This is a genomic window from Pseudomonas arsenicoxydans (genome assembly GCF_006438915.1).
Lineage (GTDB): Bacteria > Pseudomonadota > Gammaproteobacteria > Pseudomonadales > Pseudomonadaceae > Aquipseudomonas > Aquipseudomonas arsenicoxydans_A.
In genome coordinates, this window is record NZ_RCZE01000002.1 from 91,710 (window position 1) to 107,383 (window position 15,674).

Below are 15,674 nucleotides of genomic sequence, written 5' to 3' on the forward strand. Positions count from 1 at the left end.
CTTAAAACGTAGCAAGGATCTCTCGATGAGTGCTAATCCACGCGTTGCCGACTATGCCATCCACCCGCAGTTTACCGATCGCTGGTCGCCCCGCGCGTTCTCCGGCGAAGCGATTCCTGAAGAGACGTTGTTGAGCTTCTTCGAAGCCGCGCGCTGGGCTCCGTCGGCCTATAACTCGCAGCCTTGGCGGTTTCTCTACGCGCGTCGCGACACGCCAAACTGGGAGCGTTACCTGGGACTGTTGAACGAATTCAACCGCAGCTGGGCACAACACGCCTCGGCGCTGGTGATCGTGATCTCGAAAACCACCTTCACTGCGCCGGGCGCGACCGAAGAAACGCCGGCGCTGTGGCACACCTTCGACACCGGTTCGGCGTGGGGCCACCTGGCGTTGCAAGCGAGCCTCAGCGGCTGGCACACCCACGGCATGGCCGGTTTCGATCAGGAGCTGACCCGCAAGGCGCTGAACATTCCCGAAGGTTATGCACTGCATGCAGCCGTGGCAGTGGGCAAACTGGGGGATAAGGCGACGCTGGCAGATTACCTGCAAGCGCGTGAAGAACCGAGCCCGCGTCGCCCGTTGAGCGAACTGGCCGCCGAAGGTGACTTCACCCTCTAAGCAACACCGCAAAACCAATGTGGGAGCGGGCTTGCTCGCGAAGGCGGTGTATCAGTCAACACCTATACCAACTGACATACCGCCTTCGCGAGCAAGTCGAATCGTCGCACCGCCGCTCCCACATTTGATTGAGGGTGAACTCAGTACCCGCGCTCGAAATCCACTTCCCCGCGCAACGCTTCACCCGCCTCATACGCCCGCAGATTCTCGATAAACAGGTTCACCATCATCGATGGCGACGTAGGTGCCGAGCTGTGGCCGGTCAGCAGCAAGCCCCAGGCGGTCCAGAACGGATGACGTTGCGGCAGCGGCTCCTGACGGCAGACATCAATCACCGCGCCCGCCAGATGCCCTTCTTTCAAGGCTTCGACCAGGTCGGCGTCGACCACCGCCACACCACGACCGACGTTGATGAACAACCCGGTCGGCTTGAACTGCTTGAACAGTGCCGCGTCGTACAAGTCGTGGGTATTCGGGGTGTTCGGCAGCAGATTGATCACGTAATCCACTTCGCCGACCAGGCGCGGCAAGTCCGCCAGCGCGCCGACTTCGACAAACGGTGCCTGCTCGCGAGCTTCGCTGGCTACGCCGTACAACTCGACGCCAAACGGCAGCAAAAACTTCGCCACGGTCTGGCCGATGTCGCCGGTGCCGACGATCAACACTTTGCGACCTGCCAGGCTTTGGCCGTGGCGGCTGTCCCATTTGCGTTCGACCTGGCTGACCAGCCGCGCCAGCACTTCGCGTTCGTGGCCGAGCATGTAGGTCAGCACGAATTCGGCCATGACCTGACCGAAAATGCCGACCGCGCGGGTCAGGCGATAGTGACGTGGCAAACCTTCGGCGAGCAGCGGCGTGATGCCCGCCCAGGTCGATTGCAGCCATTGCGGCTCATGGCCCTGACGCAACAGGGTGGCCAGCAGATCCGGTTGACCCAGCCAGACCGGGCAATCAGCCGCCAGACGGGCCAGTTCAGCGGAGTCGCCACTGGTGAGCACTTCCAGCTCAGGCGCCGCCTGACGCAGCAATTGTGCATACACCGGGTGGTCGTGTTCAGCAATCAGAACGCGCATGTCTCAAACCTTTCAAAAACCGTGCAGACGACCGCCTAGCGAGTATGGCTCCCTCGTCGCGGTCGTCGCCAAAAATCATTCCAGTGTTTCACACCGACTCTGAACAGAGCCTGTCTGGCGCTTACATCGGGTCGTTGCGGCGCAGCAGTTCTTCCGGCAAGTGTTCGATGTATTCGTCTTCGGCCGGTGGCATCTGCAGGTGGTAGCCCTGCTTTTCAAGGTTTTCCAGGACCACGGTGATGTCCTCGCGCGACAGCTTGCGCTCGGGGGTCAGCACCAGGTCGAAGGCGTGGTGCGGTTTGCCGAAGGCCGCCATCAATGATTCCGGGACGCGCTCCAGTGCATCGCTTTTGAGCACATAGAGGTACATCTCGTTTTTCTTCAGGCTTCGGTAGATCGAGCAAATACGTTTCAAGGCTGTTCTCCGGCGGTGGCCAGGCTGTCGAGCAACGCCTGGCCCATCAATTCGCGGCGCCAGCCACGCAGCGAATCAGGCAATTGGTAAGGACCATTGGGGAAGCCGCTCTTGAGCAGGGCCTCCAGGGTTTTCTTGCGCAGCATCAGTTCCGGCGCGATGTTCAATCGCTCGGCTTCGGCCTGGCCAATGGCGCGCAGCTGTTTGACCAGCACGGCAGCATCCACCGGCAGCGGCTCCGGCACGGCGGGCGGCCATTGATCGGGCGACACACTGCCGGCGCGCTTGATCAGATCCAGTAGAAACTCGCCATCCTGACGCACGGTGCGCGGGTGCATGTCTTCGATTTTCGCCAGCGCGCCGAGGTTGTCCGGCTGAGTCCGCGCCAGCGGCCACAGCGAATGTTCGCGGACGATGCGGTTGCGCGGCAGATCACGGGCACGGGCTTCGCGCTCACGCCACGCGCAAAGCTCACGCAACACGGCGAGTTGGGCGCGGGACAGCTTCCAGGCCAGTTTGGCCTCGCGGTAAACCTCGTACGGGTCGACCTCGCGGCGCAGATTGGCCACCAGCTCAGCGCCGTCGTCCAGAACCCAGTTGTATTTGTCCTCAGACAGCTGCGGACGAAGCTGTACGAAAACTTCCGCCAGGTGCAGAGCATCTTCGGCGGCGTAGCTGATTTGGGTGTCGGACAGCGGACGTTGCAACCAGTCGGAACGGGTTTCGCCCTTGGGCAGGTCGATGCCGAGCACCGCTTGCACCAATCGCGAGTAACCCATGGAGAAACCCAGGTTCAGGTAGGCGGCCGCCAGTTGCGTGTCGAACAGTGGCGCCGGCAGGCTGCCGGTCAGGCGCAGCAGGACCTCGAGGTCTTCACTGCACGCATGGACGACTTTGATCACCGCCGGGTTTTCCAGCAACGCGGCCAAGGGCTGCCAGTTATCGATGGTCAGCGGATCTATCAGGTAAGCGCGTACGCCATCGCCGATCTGCAGCAGGCCGGCAATCGGGTAAAAGGTGTCGACCCGCATGAATTCGGTGTCGAGGGCAACGAATGGCAGCTGCTGCCACTCGGCGCAAAACTGACCGAGGCTATCGTTGTCGCGAATCCAGTGAATATCGATGGCCACACGGCTCTCCCTTGAAGAATGGCGCGCAGTATATATCGCCCCCGGCGATTTCCGCGCGTCACTGAACAAGAGCTTTAGCGAAAAGACCTGCCCGACAGCAAGAAATGCCTGACAAGCGGAGACTAACTGGTCTTACTGAGTACGTAGACCCGCATCCACGTGCAGCCCGGCAGGACGTCCTGATGGCTCAGCACCCGGAAACCGGCTTGCTTGAAGTCCGCTTCAATCTCGGCCTTGCTGACCGGCTGCGGGGCGTGAACGGCCTCCGTCTCAGGTCGGCGCAGATTGAAATAGCCTTCGACCCGAGCCGCCACGATCACGGTATCTCGGCTGACCCGGTGGAATTCCTGGAGCATGGCCAAACGATGTTCGGCGCAGGTGATGTGCTGAAACAGCTGCATGCAAAAAATGCAGTCCACGGCGTTGACGGACAAGCCAAGGCTAAAGGCTGAGCTCTGAAAGGTCTTGATCCGCTTGAGCAGGCTCTGCGGATGGTGAGTCTGCGCATGATTGAGCATGTCCTGGGACGGGTCAGACGCGAGGATCACGCGGTTTGCGTGCTCGGCCAGCACCGGCCAGAAGCGCCCCGCGCCACACGCCACGTCAAGGATCAACCCCGGTTCGCCCGCCACCTTGAGCGCTTTGCGCACCAGGTTTTCCTCGCGCCAGAACGCCAGGCGCCCCATCAGGCTACGCGGTTGCGGCTGACGGCAGACGCGGGCGTGTTCCTGATCGTAGCGCCGGGCGAACTCAAGCTCGATGGCGGTTGTGGGTTGCGCAGACATGTGCAATTGACCCTTGGTGATGACTCTTGCGGCCGCACGTTAGCGGCCAGTGCCTGAAAAAGTTGAAGCGTTCAATCCTTGGCCAACACGCCGTCGACCGCCGCACCGCGACAGCCGGCAAACATATCCAGATTCTGGTTGTAGACCTTGCTGTTGACTTCCAGCAGACCCAGCATCGAATGGAACAGGTTGTCCTGGCTTAATGGCTTGTCACGAGTCTGTTGCAGGCAGTGAGTGTCCACCGAGAACGACTTCTGATAACTGTCGGAGAACCACGCCAACATGGCCACGTGCTTCTGTTGTTCCGGCGCCAGCATGTAAGGCGTGCCGTGCAGGAACAGATTGTATTCGCCCAAGGATTCGCCGTGGTCAGACAGGTACAGCATCGCGGTGTCGACTTTTTCCTGGTTCTTGCGCAACAGATCGATCAGGGTCGAGAGCACGTGGTCGGTGTATACCAGCGTGTTGTCATAACCATTAACGATACTTTCGCGACTGCAATTGTTCAGCGCGTTACTTTCACAAACCGGGGTGAAATGCTCGAATTCTTTCGGGTAGCGCTTGAAGTATTCAGGGCCGTGACTGCCCATTTGATGCAAGACCAGCACAGTGTCTTTATCGAGCGTGTCGATAAAATGTTGCAATCCTTGCAGCAGGATTTCATCGCGGCATTCGCTGTTGGCGCACAGCACCGGGTCTTTCAGGTTGCTCACGTCATCAAGGGTGACCCGATCGCACGTGCCTTTGCAGCCCGACTGATTGTCACGCCAGATCACGTCCAGACCGGCCCGCTTAAGCACGTCCAGCAGGCCTTCTTCATTCTTCGCCTTGCTGGCGTTGTAATCCTTGCGGCCCATGTTGGAGAACATGCACGGCACCGACACGGCGGTTTCCGTGCCGCATGAATGCACATCACTGAACGCAATCAAACCGGCTTCTTTGCTCAGTTTCGGGGTGGTATTGCGTTCGTACCCCAGGATGCCGAAGTTCTCGGCCCGGGCACTTTCGCCGACCACCAACACCGTCAGTGATTTACGGCCATGAGATTGCCATACCGGATTCTTCTGCGCGTCTTCGCCGATTTTGACAAAAGGCTGATGGGCGGAAGCGACCTGTTCACGCAAGTAACCAGCAGAGGCACCGATGTAGTTGCTCGGCACGACCATCAGGCGCAACTCATGGTGATTACGAAACAAAGAGGACAAGCCCTGATAGTTAATCAGTGCCACGCCGCCGATGACGGCCGCGGACACAACACTCACCAACACCTTGCTTAATAACTCATGGTGCCAGCGACGATAATTGATCGGTGTTTTCCACAATAGCCACGACGGCAAAACACCCAGGAACAAGATATAAGCCAACAACTTCAACGAGAGTAAGTCTCGAACTTCCGTCGCATTGGTTTGCGCGAAGTTACGCAACATGCCGGTGTCAATCAGTACACCGTATTGGCTCATGAAGTAGGCCACCCCGGCGCTAATCATGAAGATCAGCGTCAGGACCGGCTTGAGCACACGCTTGAACGCCAGCAAGGTCAGCACAATGTTGAAAGCTGCCAGAATCATCGCCCCGAAGGCCGCGCGCATGACGATGCCTTTACCGTCGGCCGCGGTGATTTCAAACAGGTGCTGCCACAGCACAAAATTGAACGCAGTCAACAAAAAGGCACTGGCAATCAGTGTCACCCATTCCGGGCGCACGGCTTTAATCTTCAACATGGTGATCGGCTGTTCCTGAAAAGAAGTGCCTACGGCCAATGTGAAAATTTCATTGACCGTGACAACACTGATGTTAAGCACCCAACCATCAATTTTTTGTGAAAAAGAAGCCAACGATTAGTTGGCTATCAAAACCGGCGACCAACGTTTGGATTATTTGAGAATGATTCAGGCCTGGTTCAGATACCAGCGCCAATCCTGCTCACCAACCTCGCCCATGAACTGTCGGTACTCGGCGCGTTTCACGGCCAGGTAGACGCCGAGGAAGGGTTGCCCGAACGCTTCACGTGCCCAGGTCGAACCTTCCAGCGCACGTAACGTGGTCAGCCAATCGGTCGGTAACAACTCCGTCGCCTGGGCGTAACCGTTGCCCTCCACCGGCGCACCTGGGTCGAGTTGTTCGCGGATACCGCGATGAATACCGGCCAGGATCGCCGCGGCGGCCAGGTACGGGTTGGCATCAGCCCCGCAAATACGGTGTTCGATATGCCGGGAAAACGCCGGCCCGCCAGGCACGCGCAAACTCACTGTGCGGTTGTCCACACCCCAGGTCGCCGCCAGAGGCGCGTAGCTGTTGGTCTGGAATCGACGGTAGGAGTTGGCGTTCGGGCAGAACAGCAGCAACGAATCGAGCAAGGTACTGAGCATGCCGCCGACCGCGTGCCGGAGCAGCGGCGTCCCGTCCGAGGCTTCGCTGGCAAACAGGTTGCTGCCCTCTCTGTCCGCCAGGCTGACATGCATGTGCATCCCGGTGCCGGCCAGATCATCGAAGGGTTTGGCCATGAAGCAGGCCGTCATCCCGTGCTTGTGGGCCACGCCCTTGACCAGCCGTTTGTAACGCACGGCTTCGTCCATCGCCTGTAGGGCATCGGTGCGGTGCTCGAGGGTAATTTCCACTTGCCCCGGCGCATATTCGGAAATCGCCGTGCGTGCCGGGATGCCTTGCAGCTTGCAGGCGCTGTAGAGATCGGCCAGAAACGGTTCGATCTGCTCCAGTTCACGCAAGCCATAGACTTGCGTTGTGCGCGGCCGCCCGCCATCGACATCCCGCGCCGGTTGCGGCCGCCCGTTGCTGTCACGCTGCTGATCCAGCAGATAAAACTCCAGCTCCGCCGCCATCACCGGGTAATAACCGTCGGCCTGCAAGCCTTCGATCACTTTCGCCAACAGGTGCCGGGGATCGGCGATCGTCGCCGGCATGCCTTCTTTGGGGTGCATGCTGACTTGCACCGCCGCGGTCGGAATCAACCGCCACGGCATGCGCGTCAGACTGCCGCTGATCGGGTAAGCACGGCAGTCAATGTCGCCAACGTCCCAGACCAGCCCGGAGTTTTCCACGTCGTCGCCATTAATGGTCAGGCCCAGAATGGTGCTCGGCAGCGGCCGGCCGCTTTCGTACACCGCCAACAGTTCATCGCGATGCAGCAACTTGCCCCGAGGCACGCCGTTGTTGTCGAGGATGAACAGCTCGAACATTTCAATGTCCGGGTTCTGTTCGAGAAAGGTCAGGGCTTCTTGCGGGGAGGCGAACGAGGTCGTGGCACAACTCATGGGAATTCTCTTTTTTCCGCGTCAGGCAAACGCGCAGGCGTCACCAAATTGATCCAGCGCTTGGCGCGGGACCTGTCAGAACAATCAACGGGAAATGCAGGAATCCGGTGGGCGCGCGTGACGGCAATGCCACAGCGCCCAGAAGGCCAACTCGGAGGGAAGTGCGACGGGACAATCGCCCATAGGTCAAACCGTAGAGGACAGATGAGTGGCAGCGTCACACGGGCAGTCAGGTCTTTAAATCGGGATTTGAAGAACCTTGGTTGCGGATGGACTAAACAATCATCCCCAAACAACCTACATCCAATGTGGGAGCGGGCTTGCTCGCGAAGGCGGTGTGACAGTCGATACATAAGGTAACTGACACGACGCCTTCGCGAGCAAGCCCGCTCCCACATTAGATTTGAGGTGCGGCGAAGGTATTTAATTTTTAAATAGTGCTGCGGATTATCTGATTTGCGGCCGCCAACCCTGGCGCGCCTAATCGGGGCCTTGTTTTGGAAGGCCTGTTTGATGGAAAACATTCGCGCAACGACCCGCCCTGCCCTTTGGCTGATGTTGAGCATCATGCTCGTCGCCCTTAACCTGCGTCCGTCAATGGCGGCGGTCGGGCCTTTGCTGTCGTCGATTCGCGCGCACATCCCGTTGAGTTTCAGCATGGCCTCGTTGCTGACGATGCTGCCGGTCATGGCCATGGGGCTGGCGATGTTCTTCGGTTTGCGGGTCAGCCAACGCTTCGGCGAGCCGCGTACGGTGGTGCTGTCGCTGTTGATCATTGGCGTGGCCACTGCGTCGCGGCTGTTTCTCGATTCGGCCGCCGAACTGATCCTCAGTGCGGTGCTGGCCGGAATCGGTATAGCACTGATCCAGGCCCTGATGCCGGCGCTGATCAAAGCCCGGTTCAGTGACAACGTCGCCCTGTGCATGGGGCTCTATGTCACGTCGATCATGGGCGGCGCGGCGATTGCGGCCTCGTTTGCGCCGCTGGTCATGAATCAGAGCGGCAGTTGGCGCGTCGGTCTGGGGATCTGGGCGGCGCTGGCCGTGGTGGCCTTGCTGATGTGGTCTGGCCAGTGCAGCGGATCAACGTCACGCCCGACACAATCAACCCGCCAACCGAGCTTCTTTGCCAATTCCCGCGCCTGGTTACTCGCCATCTTCTTCGGTCTGGGCACTGCGTCCTACACCTGTGTGCTGGCGTGGCTCGCGCCGTACTACGTAGAACAGGGCTGGAGCGAACAGAACGCCGGGTTGCTGCTGGGCTTTTTGACGGCCATGGAAGTGTTGTCGGGGCTGGTGACGCCTGCCATTGCCAATCGCAGCCGTGACCGACGCTTGGTGCTGGTGGTGTTGCTGGCGTTGATCATGGCCGGTTTCTGCGGGCTGATTCTCTGCCCGCAACAACTGAGCCTGCTCTGGCCGTGCCTGTTGGGCCTGGGTATCGGCGGGCTGTTCCCGATGAGCCTGATTGTGTCGCTGGATCACCTCGATGACCCTCAGCGCGCCGGCGCACTGACGGCGTTCGTGCAAGGCATCGGTTACCTGATTGCCGGCCTCTCCCCGCTGATCGCTGGAATGATCCGCGATCAACTGGGCAGTTTCGAATGGGCCTGGTGGGCGCTGACCGGGGTCGTGGGGTTGATGATCCTGATGGTCCTGCGCTTCAACCCGCGGCATTACCACCAACACATCGACTGATCTGCGCAGAAACTTCCTACAAGGCATTCTCCTGGCACCATCGTTCCGTTAGGATCTTTCGCACACGCTTGCGCACTGATCGCGCACGGAACACAGCGAGACAGAACGGATGCTGAACAGTAATTTGCTTAGAAAGCTCGACATGCAGGACCTCATGGTGTTTGTCGCCGTGTACGAGCAAAGCAGCGTCACCAGTGTGTCGGAGGCGCTCTGCGTCAGTCAGTCCACGGTGAGTTACTGCCTGAAAAAGCTGCGGACCAGTTTTGAAGACGAGTTGTTCATCAATACCCGCACCGGCATGCGCCCCACCTACAAAGCCAGCACTATGTACGCGCATGTGCTGAAAATCCTCGAAAGCATCAACCTGTGCCACGCCGGCGCCCAGGCGTTCGACCCGAAGGTGCAAGCGATAACGTTCAATATCTGCGCGCCGGAGTATTTCGAGCAGCTGATTCTGCCGCGTCTGCTCAAGCGCTTCGATTTCGCCGACCTGCCAGTGATGGTCAATATGCACAAGTTCGAAACCGACATTCCGGTCGACGAGCTGCGCGATGGCCGACTCGACCTGGTGATCTGTTTCGGCCCGAATTTCCATCGCAGCCACACTGACTTCAAATCCCGGCTGTTACTGGAAGATGACCTGGTCTGCGTGTTCGACAAGCGTGCCACGCCGCTGGAGCCGCGCTTAAGCCTGCAAGCCTTTGTGCAACGCCGGCATGTGTTTCCAACCCCGTGGACGTCCAGCTCCAACATGGTCGACGGCTGGCTGGCGCAACAGGCGCACAAACGACAGATTGTCGCGCGGGCCAACAGCTACAGCGCGGCACTGAAGATGATCACAGGCACCGACTACATCCTGACCTTGCCCCGCCGCCTCCAGCAATTATTGGCCAACGAGGCCATCTTCAATCATTGCGAAGCGCCCAACGGCCTGCCGGGTTTCACCCTGGACATGCAGTGGAGTCAAAGCGCCGATCAGGACAGCGCCAACACCTGGCTGCGCGAGCAGGTGATCGACGTCTGTGCCGAGCAGGCACCGGCCTGAGATTCAGAGGTTGATGGCGGTCTTGGTGTAGGACTCTCGATCGATATCGAGGATTTCCACGCACAGCTGCACTTCGACGCCGGTTGGCCATTCACACAGGTCCTGCACCACCGCCAGCAAGCTTTCCGACAGCTGCTGTTTGATCTGCGGTGAGCGACCGCTCAGTAGCGCCAGTTTTACATGCACAAACGCCCGCTCATTCAACGCGGTGCCGACTTTGAAGGTTTCGACTTTCAGCGCTCGGCTCTTGATGTCGAATTCCGCCGCGAACTGACCGGAAGCCACCAAGGCATTATTGAGCCGTATCAACGCCACGTCGGCGTTCAGGCCGGGCAGGTTGGCGGTGTATTCCATGTGCAGGTGTGGCATGAGGCGACTCCAGGTAGTGGGCAGAAAGATCCTACGTATAACACAGCGCTATCTGACTCACTCCGGCAGAGGCAAAGGTGGACGTTCACTCATGAACACCTCCAGGCGCGAACGCAACCAGCGTTCGGCAGGGTCGGTATCGACATGGCTGAGCCAGACCATCGACAGGTCCAGGGTCGGGGTCTTGAACGGGAACGGCTCCTTGAACAGCAAACCGGTGGCAGCCATGGCGTCGGCCGTGTAATCCGGCAGGCTGGCAATCAGATCGGTGCCCGCAAGCAAAGCCGGTAACGAGCTGTATTGCGGCACGGACAGGACCACCTGGCGTGTCCGGCCAATCTCGGCCAGCCACTCATCGGCGTAACCACTGACGTTCGCGGTGTGGGAAACCAGCACATGAGGGCGTGAGCAATATTCATCGAGCGTCAGCGGTGCGTCGGACGCATCGGCGCGCAGGATGCTCGGCTGAATGTGCCGCAACAATTTGCGCTTGGCGTTGGCCGGCAGACCGCGGGTCTGGCTGATGCCGACCGTGATGTCGCCGGACGCCAGCAAATCCGGTATGCGCCAGTAATCGACATGCTGAACCACGAACACCACTTTCGGCGCTTCCTGGCGCAAGGCGCGCAGCAACGGTGGCAGCAGCCCGAACTCAACGTCATCCGACAGCCCGATGCGAAAGGTCATGGTGCTGCTGGCCGGGTCGAAACTGTGGGTCAGGCTCAACGCCACCGACAACGAATCCAGCGCCGGCGACAGGTATTGAATCAATTCCTCGGCGCGGGCCGTCGGCTCCATGCGGTGGCCGACGCGGATGAACAGCGGATCGTTGAACATCGCCCGCAAGCGGTTGAGCGCCGAGCTGATGGTCGGCTGGCCGAGAAACAGCTTCTCAGCCACCCGCGTCACGTTGCGCTCGAGCATCAACGTTTCGAACACCACCATCAGGTTGATGTCCGCCTTGCGCAGTTCATTACGATTCATTCCTTGCCCCCCGTTCCCCGACACGTGAGGCAGTGTAGAAAGGCCCGAGGGAGGCGTCTATGTCCAGCGGACATCAATTGACGGTCAAGGACTTCAATCCGAGTGCGAGTATCCGTGCGTCCTGCCCTATCCCGAACTGTTTAGGGGTGACGGCATCGGCAAACTGAAATTGCAGCCTCAATACCCCCTGACTCGATACCCGTTGCTGCATCTCATGCGTGATCGGCACGTCGATAATGTTGCCATCGGCCTGCTCAAGCCGGGTATTCAGCGCCGGCATGCCATTGATGCTGATGACGATACTTTGCCCTGCATGCCCTGGTGGTAGAAACGCCGTGGCCTCCAGACGCAAGGAATGCACAGGCGCCGGAACCCGGAACATAACTACAGCCTCGGGACCTTCGGACCAGGTGCCCCAGAGCTCCGAATCGGACCAGCCCCAGGCCAGCATCGCACGCCCCTGGCTGCCATACGCAAATACGGTTTTTTGTCCGGAATCGAGGGAGGGAATCAGTTCCAGCGGGTTGACTTGCGGTGTGGCCTGCAAGCAAGTGCTGCAGCGTTTCCAGCCCGGCGCCAGCACCGTAAAGCCGTCAATCCGGGTAAACAGGTCCGATTGGGTATCAACATTCGTCACAGCCTGGAGCAGCGCACGCTCATCGAGCAGGTACAACGAATCGGCGTCATATTTGCCCGACGCCATTTGACGTGCGGTCTCCTGCTCGGATTTGATCCAGTTGACCGTGTCCATCCGCCCAAGGTAAACGGCATTCGTCGCCAGGCCATGGGCGCCGGCAAAATCAGCCACCGCCATCCAGTGCGGGGAGAGGTTCTGCGGAACAATCCAGCGGACATTCTTGTAGCGGGCTGCGGCGCTTTCCCAGAATGGGTCAACCATGGGCGAGGCCCACTTCGCGGCCGGCGCCACCATCAACTGCTTGCGTACCCCCTCCCAGCCCGCGTGGGTGTCCAGAACCTGAATCAGCAACGCCAGCGACATCAGGCACACGGCGGTTCGAGGCGTGTTGGCCCGGATCACCAGGAAAAGAATGGTGAAGATAATCGCGTAGTAGACCGGCCAGAACATCCGTCCGGATGCACGGAAAACATTGGCGATAGAGATCACTGCCGGGGGCAACGGATAGGTGAATTCGAACGAGCCCATCGCCACATGGTTTGAAAGCGAAAACAGGGTAAGCCCTGCCAGCGCCAAAAACAGCAGCGGTTGCCGCCCCAGTCGTTGGCGAAAACCGGTTTTCCCCTGCAGCAAGCCCACCACGGCACAGATGCCAAGCGTGACCAGCCCAAGACCGAGAAACACAAATCCTTCGCCGTCACCAAACCCTTGAACACCGGGTAAATCCTTCAATACATAGGACCACTGCCCCGGATCGATCAATGACAGCAGGTTCATGGCGTACATGCCAAAACCATCCGATACCGCGCCACTGCCCACCGAAAAATAGCCCGCCTGCCAACAGCAAAAACTGACCAGCGCAAACAGCCCGATCAATTCGATGGCAGCAGACTGCAGCGTCAGTTTTTTCCTGAAATAACCGGCCGTGAGATCGGCGAGCCAGATCACGGCCACCATTGCCAGAAAATACGCATGGATCAACGCGGCCGCCGCCAGCAATGCGCCCCAGGCCAGTCGTCGACGGCGCAAATTGGGGTGCAGCCCCAAGTACAACGAAGCCAATACCAAAAAATGACCACCGAGGGACAGATGGAACGGCATGCGCATGATCATCGGTGGCGCGAAGACAAACAGCGCCGTCCCCACGGCACGGACACCCACATGGGAAGACACTAGCCCCAACAGTTTCCACGCGAACCAGGCCTGTAAGACAAAACAGGCGAGGAACCACAACCCGAAATACTGGAAAGGCATCGGCAACAGCGAAGCGAACGGTTTGAACAAGAAAGCCAGCAGCGGATTGGAATCAGAGAAAATGATGCCATTGCCCAGTTCCAGCCCGTAGGACGGATTCAGCCCGACGGGAAAGGACCACGGCGACTGACGGAAAAACGCCCAGCCCAGATAATGCGTCGCCGGATCACCGTTTCCTAGCCACGCAATGTTTTGCGGATTCAGCGCCCTCGGCCCGACCACAATGAAAAAAGCCACAACACCGATCAACAAGGGCAACAGGTTGAGCGGCAGGCGTTTGACAAGATCCTTCATCGATACGTCCAGAAGTTATGCAGTACAAAGGTGAAGGCCGGAATCGTCAGCGCCACGGCGCCAATCCCCAGCAAGTAATGCAGCCCGGCCATCTGCGCGGCCCAGGCCACCAGCATCGCCAGCAGAAAACCGGCACCGGACACCGTCATGAAACGCAGCAGCGTCCGTCCGTGCAATCGCGCGGAAAAACTCCAGGTGGTATTGATCACGTAGGACACCACGGTCGCCACGGCAAACGCCACGCCATTGGCCAGCGGCGGCAACGTCGACACGTAGTTGATGAACAGCACCGCCACCAGCGCATGCAGGGCGGTGACAAAAAACCCGGTGACCGCAAAACGCAGGCCACGCTTGATCAGGGCGGATTTTTCAGCTGACGTCACGGCTTCTGCGCCAGGACAAACACCGTCAACCCGGCCAGACGATTGGCGTTCATGAACGGCAACTCGATGCTGCACAAGGTCTTCAACACTGTGTTCACCAACGGGTGGTGTTGCTTGAGTTGCGAACGCGGTGGCGAAGGTTGCGCGCCCTTGGGCAGCAATCGCAACGTGGCGGCAATCGGGAACACCAGGCCGAAATAATAGGCGCCCTGCTGCACCGTCAATCCGGCGTCCCGGGCCACGGTTTCCAGTTGCGCCAAGGTGTAGCGGCGTTTGTGCTCGAGAAAATCATCGTGCCCGCTCCAGAGAAACCGGAACGCCGGCACCGTCATCAGGAACCGGCTGCCGGAGGGGACTTTGTCGACATAAGCCTTGAGCAACCCGATGTCATCGTCGACATGCTCCAGCACGTCCATCAGCAACACCAGGTCGGCGTCCACCGTGTCGATTGCGCGACGGTAATGCACCGGTTTGCCGGCGGTGCTGGCGTCCGTGTCGGCGTCGTAGCTGATGTCCACACACCACGCTTCGCTGGCCGAGGTATGACTCAGAAGATGGTGAGTAAAGAACCCGGAGCCTGCGCCCACATCGAGAATTTTCTTGAACGGGGTGCTGCCGAGCAACCGCGTGGTCGCCGCCGCTTTGGAGGCGTAATACCAATGCTGATCGATACTTGAACCGAGAATGTCGGTTTCCTTGAGATCCACAGTTCAGTCCTTGGGGTCATAGACACGCCGCACCAGGTACACCGGCCGGCGTTTGGATTCGATGTAAGTTCGGCCCAGGTATTCACCCAGCACACCGATACCGATCAATTGCAGGCCACCCAGAAAGGTCACGGCGACCATCAGCGAGGCATAGCCCGGAAGGTCGATACCGGAAATCAAGGTGCGCACGATGATGAAGATGGCGAACGAGAAGGAAATCAGCGACACGAGCAGCCCAAGGTAGGTCCAGACCCGCAGCGGTTCAGTGCTGAAACTGGTGATGCCCTCCAAAGCGAAGTTCCACAAGCGCCAGCCATTGAACTTGCTCGCTCCGGCGGCCCGCTCCGGGCGTTCGTAGTCGACGTGGGTGGTGCGGAACCCGACCCAGGCGAACAAGCCTTTCATGAAGCGTCGTGACTCGGGCAGGGTCTGCAAGGCATCGATTACGCAGCGATCCATGAGGCGGAAATCACCGACGTTCTCCGGCAGGTGTTGCTCGGCGATGTTGTTGTGCAGGCGGTAGAACCAGCTGGCTGAGGTCTGCTTGGCCCAGGAATCGGTTTTACGACTCACACGATGGCCCAGCACCACTTCAAAGCCTTCACGCCAACGGGCAATCATCTCGAGGATGACCTCGGGCGGGTCCTGCAAATCAACGTCGATCGGCACCACGACCTGGCCGGTCGCGGCCTGCAAACCCGCGGTCAACGCTGCTTCCTTGCCGAAATTACGGCTCAGATCAACGATACGCAGGCGCGGGTCCGTCAACTGGCGCTCCAGCAACAGGTCCAGCGTCGTGTCGGTGCTGCCGTCATTGACGAACACCATCTCCAGACTGATCAGCGCCTCATCCTGAAAGACGTCATTGATCCGCGCGAGGAACAAATCGACGGTGGCGGCTTCATTGAACACCGGGATGACGAGCGATAACGCCAGAGGCCCGGCCAGTTGCGTTCCGTGCTGATGAGTCATTGATTGCTCTTTTTTTATAGTGGTTTTTCTACAATCC

Annotated in this window: 15 protein-coding genes; 3 read left to right on the forward strand and 12 right to left on the reverse strand. The window is 59.3% G+C overall.

All coding sequences use genetic code 11. The features are described from left to right. The first annotated feature begins 25 nt into the window (after positions 1 to 25). Positions 26 to 619: a nitroreductase family protein gene (locus EAH78_RS03835; RefSeq protein WP_140665885.1), complete on the forward strand. Its 594-nt coding sequence runs from the start codon at positions 26 to 28 to the stop codon at positions 617 to 619. 140 nt (positions 620 to 759) lie between these two features. On the opposite strand, the gene EAH78_RS03845 is transcribed toward EAH78_RS03835, so the two are convergent. The 6 genes from EAH78_RS03845 to EAH78_RS03870 all read right to left on the reverse strand — a co-directional run bounded on the left by EAH78_RS03845 (position 760) and on the right by EAH78_RS03870 (position 7,294). After that, the gene (locus EAH78_RS03845; RefSeq protein ID WP_140665891.1) at positions 760 to 1,692 is read right to left on the reverse strand and encodes a D-2-hydroxyacid dehydrogenase; all 933 of its coding nucleotides are present in this window, start codon (positions 1,690 to 1,692) and stop codon (positions 760 to 762) included. A gap of 121 nt (positions 1,693 to 1,813) precedes the next feature. Next, positions 1,814 to 2,107, reverse strand: coding sequence for a YcgL domain-containing protein (locus EAH78_RS03850; RefSeq protein WP_007898694.1), 294 nt, complete (start codon positions 2,105 to 2,107; stop codon positions 1,814 to 1,816). Further along, complete coding sequence (gene rnd, locus EAH78_RS03855; protein WP_140665894.1) at positions 2,104 to 3,237, reverse strand: ribonuclease D; 1,134 nt, start codon at positions 3,235 to 3,237, stop codon at positions 2,104 to 2,106. Before rnd ends, EAH78_RS03850 begins: the two co-directional genes overlap by 4 nt. 122 nt (positions 3,238 to 3,359) lie before the next feature. Then, positions 3,360 to 4,022 carry a class I SAM-dependent methyltransferase gene (locus EAH78_RS03860; RefSeq protein WP_140665897.1) on the reverse strand — a complete coding sequence of 221 codons (663 nt, stop codon included), beginning with the start codon at positions 4,020 to 4,022 and terminating at the stop codon, positions 3,360 to 3,362. Between the two features lie 71 nt (positions 4,023 to 4,093). Next, complete coding sequence (locus EAH78_RS03865) at positions 4,094 to 5,743, reverse strand: phosphoethanolamine transferase (RefSeq protein ID WP_140665900.1); 1,650 nt, start codon at positions 5,741 to 5,743, stop codon at positions 4,094 to 4,096. A gap of 168 nt (positions 5,744 to 5,911) precedes the next feature. Further along, positions 5,912 to 7,294: a glutamine synthetase family protein gene (locus EAH78_RS03870; RefSeq protein WP_140665903.1), complete on the reverse strand. Its 1,383-nt coding sequence runs from the start codon at positions 7,292 to 7,294 to the stop codon at positions 5,912 to 5,914. Positions 7,295 to 7,807: 513 nt separating this feature from the next. Between EAH78_RS03870 and EAH78_RS03875 the strand changes: the two genes are divergently transcribed. Both EAH78_RS03875 and EAH78_RS03880 read left to right on the forward strand, forming a co-directional pair. Then, complete coding sequence (locus tag EAH78_RS03875; RefSeq protein ID WP_140665906.1) at positions 7,808 to 8,992, forward strand: cyanate transporter; 1,185 nt, start codon at positions 7,808 to 7,810, stop codon at positions 8,990 to 8,992. 109 nt (positions 8,993 to 9,101) lie between these two features. Next, complete coding sequence (locus EAH78_RS03880) at positions 9,102 to 10,037, forward strand: LysR family transcriptional regulator (RefSeq protein ID WP_140665909.1); 936 nt, start codon at positions 9,102 to 9,104, stop codon at positions 10,035 to 10,037. 3 nt (positions 10,038 to 10,040) lie between these two features. On the opposite strand, the gene EAH78_RS03885 is transcribed toward EAH78_RS03880, so the two are convergent. The 6 genes from EAH78_RS03885 to EAH78_RS03910 form a co-directional block, all read right to left on the reverse strand. Continuing rightward, positions 10,041 to 10,406, reverse strand: coding sequence for a 5-carboxymethyl-2-hydroxymuconate Delta-isomerase (locus EAH78_RS03885; RefSeq protein ID WP_140665912.1), 366 nt, complete (start codon positions 10,404 to 10,406; stop codon positions 10,041 to 10,043). 57 nt (positions 10,407 to 10,463) lie between these two features. Then, on the reverse strand, positions 10,464 to 11,390 hold the full coding sequence (locus EAH78_RS03890; protein ID WP_140665915.1) for a LysR substrate-binding domain-containing protein: 927 nt from the start codon (positions 11,388 to 11,390) through the stop codon (positions 10,464 to 10,466). Positions 11,391 to 11,463: 73 nt separating this feature from the next. After that, positions 11,464 to 13,575: a DUF6311 domain-containing protein gene (locus EAH78_RS03895; protein ID WP_140665918.1), complete on the reverse strand. Its 2,112-nt coding sequence runs from the start codon at positions 13,573 to 13,575 to the stop codon at positions 11,464 to 11,466. After that, positions 13,572 to 13,958, reverse strand: a complete 387-nt coding sequence (locus EAH78_RS03900; protein ID WP_140665921.1) for a GtrA family protein — start codon at positions 13,956 to 13,958, stop codon at positions 13,572 to 13,574. The genes EAH78_RS03895 and EAH78_RS03900 overlap by 4 nt, the downstream gene beginning before the upstream one ends. Next, positions 13,955 to 14,665, reverse strand: coding sequence for a class I SAM-dependent methyltransferase (locus EAH78_RS03905; RefSeq protein WP_140665924.1), 711 nt, complete (start codon positions 14,663 to 14,665; stop codon positions 13,955 to 13,957). Before EAH78_RS03905 ends, EAH78_RS03900 begins: the two co-directional genes overlap by 4 nt. Positions 14,666 to 14,668: 3 nt before the next feature. Beyond that, positions 14,669 to 15,637, reverse strand: a complete 969-nt coding sequence (locus EAH78_RS03910) for a glycosyltransferase family 2 protein (protein WP_140665928.1) — start codon at positions 15,635 to 15,637, stop codon at positions 14,669 to 14,671. Between the last annotated feature and the right edge of the window lie 37 nt (positions 15,638 to 15,674).

Excerpts from the sequence above, each read along its gene's own strand:
- EAH78_RS03890 (WP_140665915.1), bottom strand. The coding sequence starts at position 11,390 with ATGAATCGTAATGAACTGCGCAAGGCGGACATCAACCTGATGGTGGTG.
- EAH78_RS03845 (WP_140665891.1), bottom strand. The coding sequence starts at position 1,692 with ATGCGCGTTCTGATTGCTGAACACGACCACCCGGTGTATGCACAATTG.
- EAH78_RS03895 (WP_140665918.1), bottom strand. The coding sequence starts at position 13,575 with ATGAAGGATCTTGTCAAACGCCTGCCGCTCAACCTGTTGCCCTTGTTG.
- EAH78_RS03910 (WP_140665928.1), bottom strand. The coding sequence starts at position 15,637 with ATGACTCATCAGCACGGAACGCAACTGGCCGGGCCTCTGGCGTTATCG.
- EAH78_RS03885 (WP_140665912.1), bottom strand. The coding sequence starts at position 10,406 with ATGCCACACCTGCACATGGAATACACCGCCAACCTGCCCGGCCTGAAC.
- EAH78_RS03865 (WP_140665900.1), bottom strand. The coding sequence starts at position 5,743 with ATGTTGAAGATTAAAGCCGTGCGCCCGGAATGGGTGACACTGATTGCC.
- EAH78_RS03875 (WP_140665906.1), top strand. The coding sequence starts at position 7,808 with ATGGAAAACATTCGCGCAACGACCCGCCCTGCCCTTTGGCTGATGTTG.
- EAH78_RS03870 (WP_140665903.1), bottom strand. The coding sequence starts at position 7,294 with ATGAGTTGTGCCACGACCTCGTTCGCCTCCCCGCAAGAAGCCCTGACC.
- EAH78_RS03880 (WP_140665909.1), top strand. The coding sequence starts at position 9,102 with ATGCTGAACAGTAATTTGCTTAGAAAGCTCGACATGCAGGACCTCATG.
- EAH78_RS03835 (WP_140665885.1), top strand. The coding sequence starts at position 26 with ATGAGTGCTAATCCACGCGTTGCCGACTATGCCATCCACCCGCAGTTT.
- EAH78_RS03860 (WP_140665897.1), bottom strand. The coding sequence starts at position 4,022 with ATGTCTGCGCAACCCACAACCGCCATCGAGCTTGAGTTCGCCCGGCGC.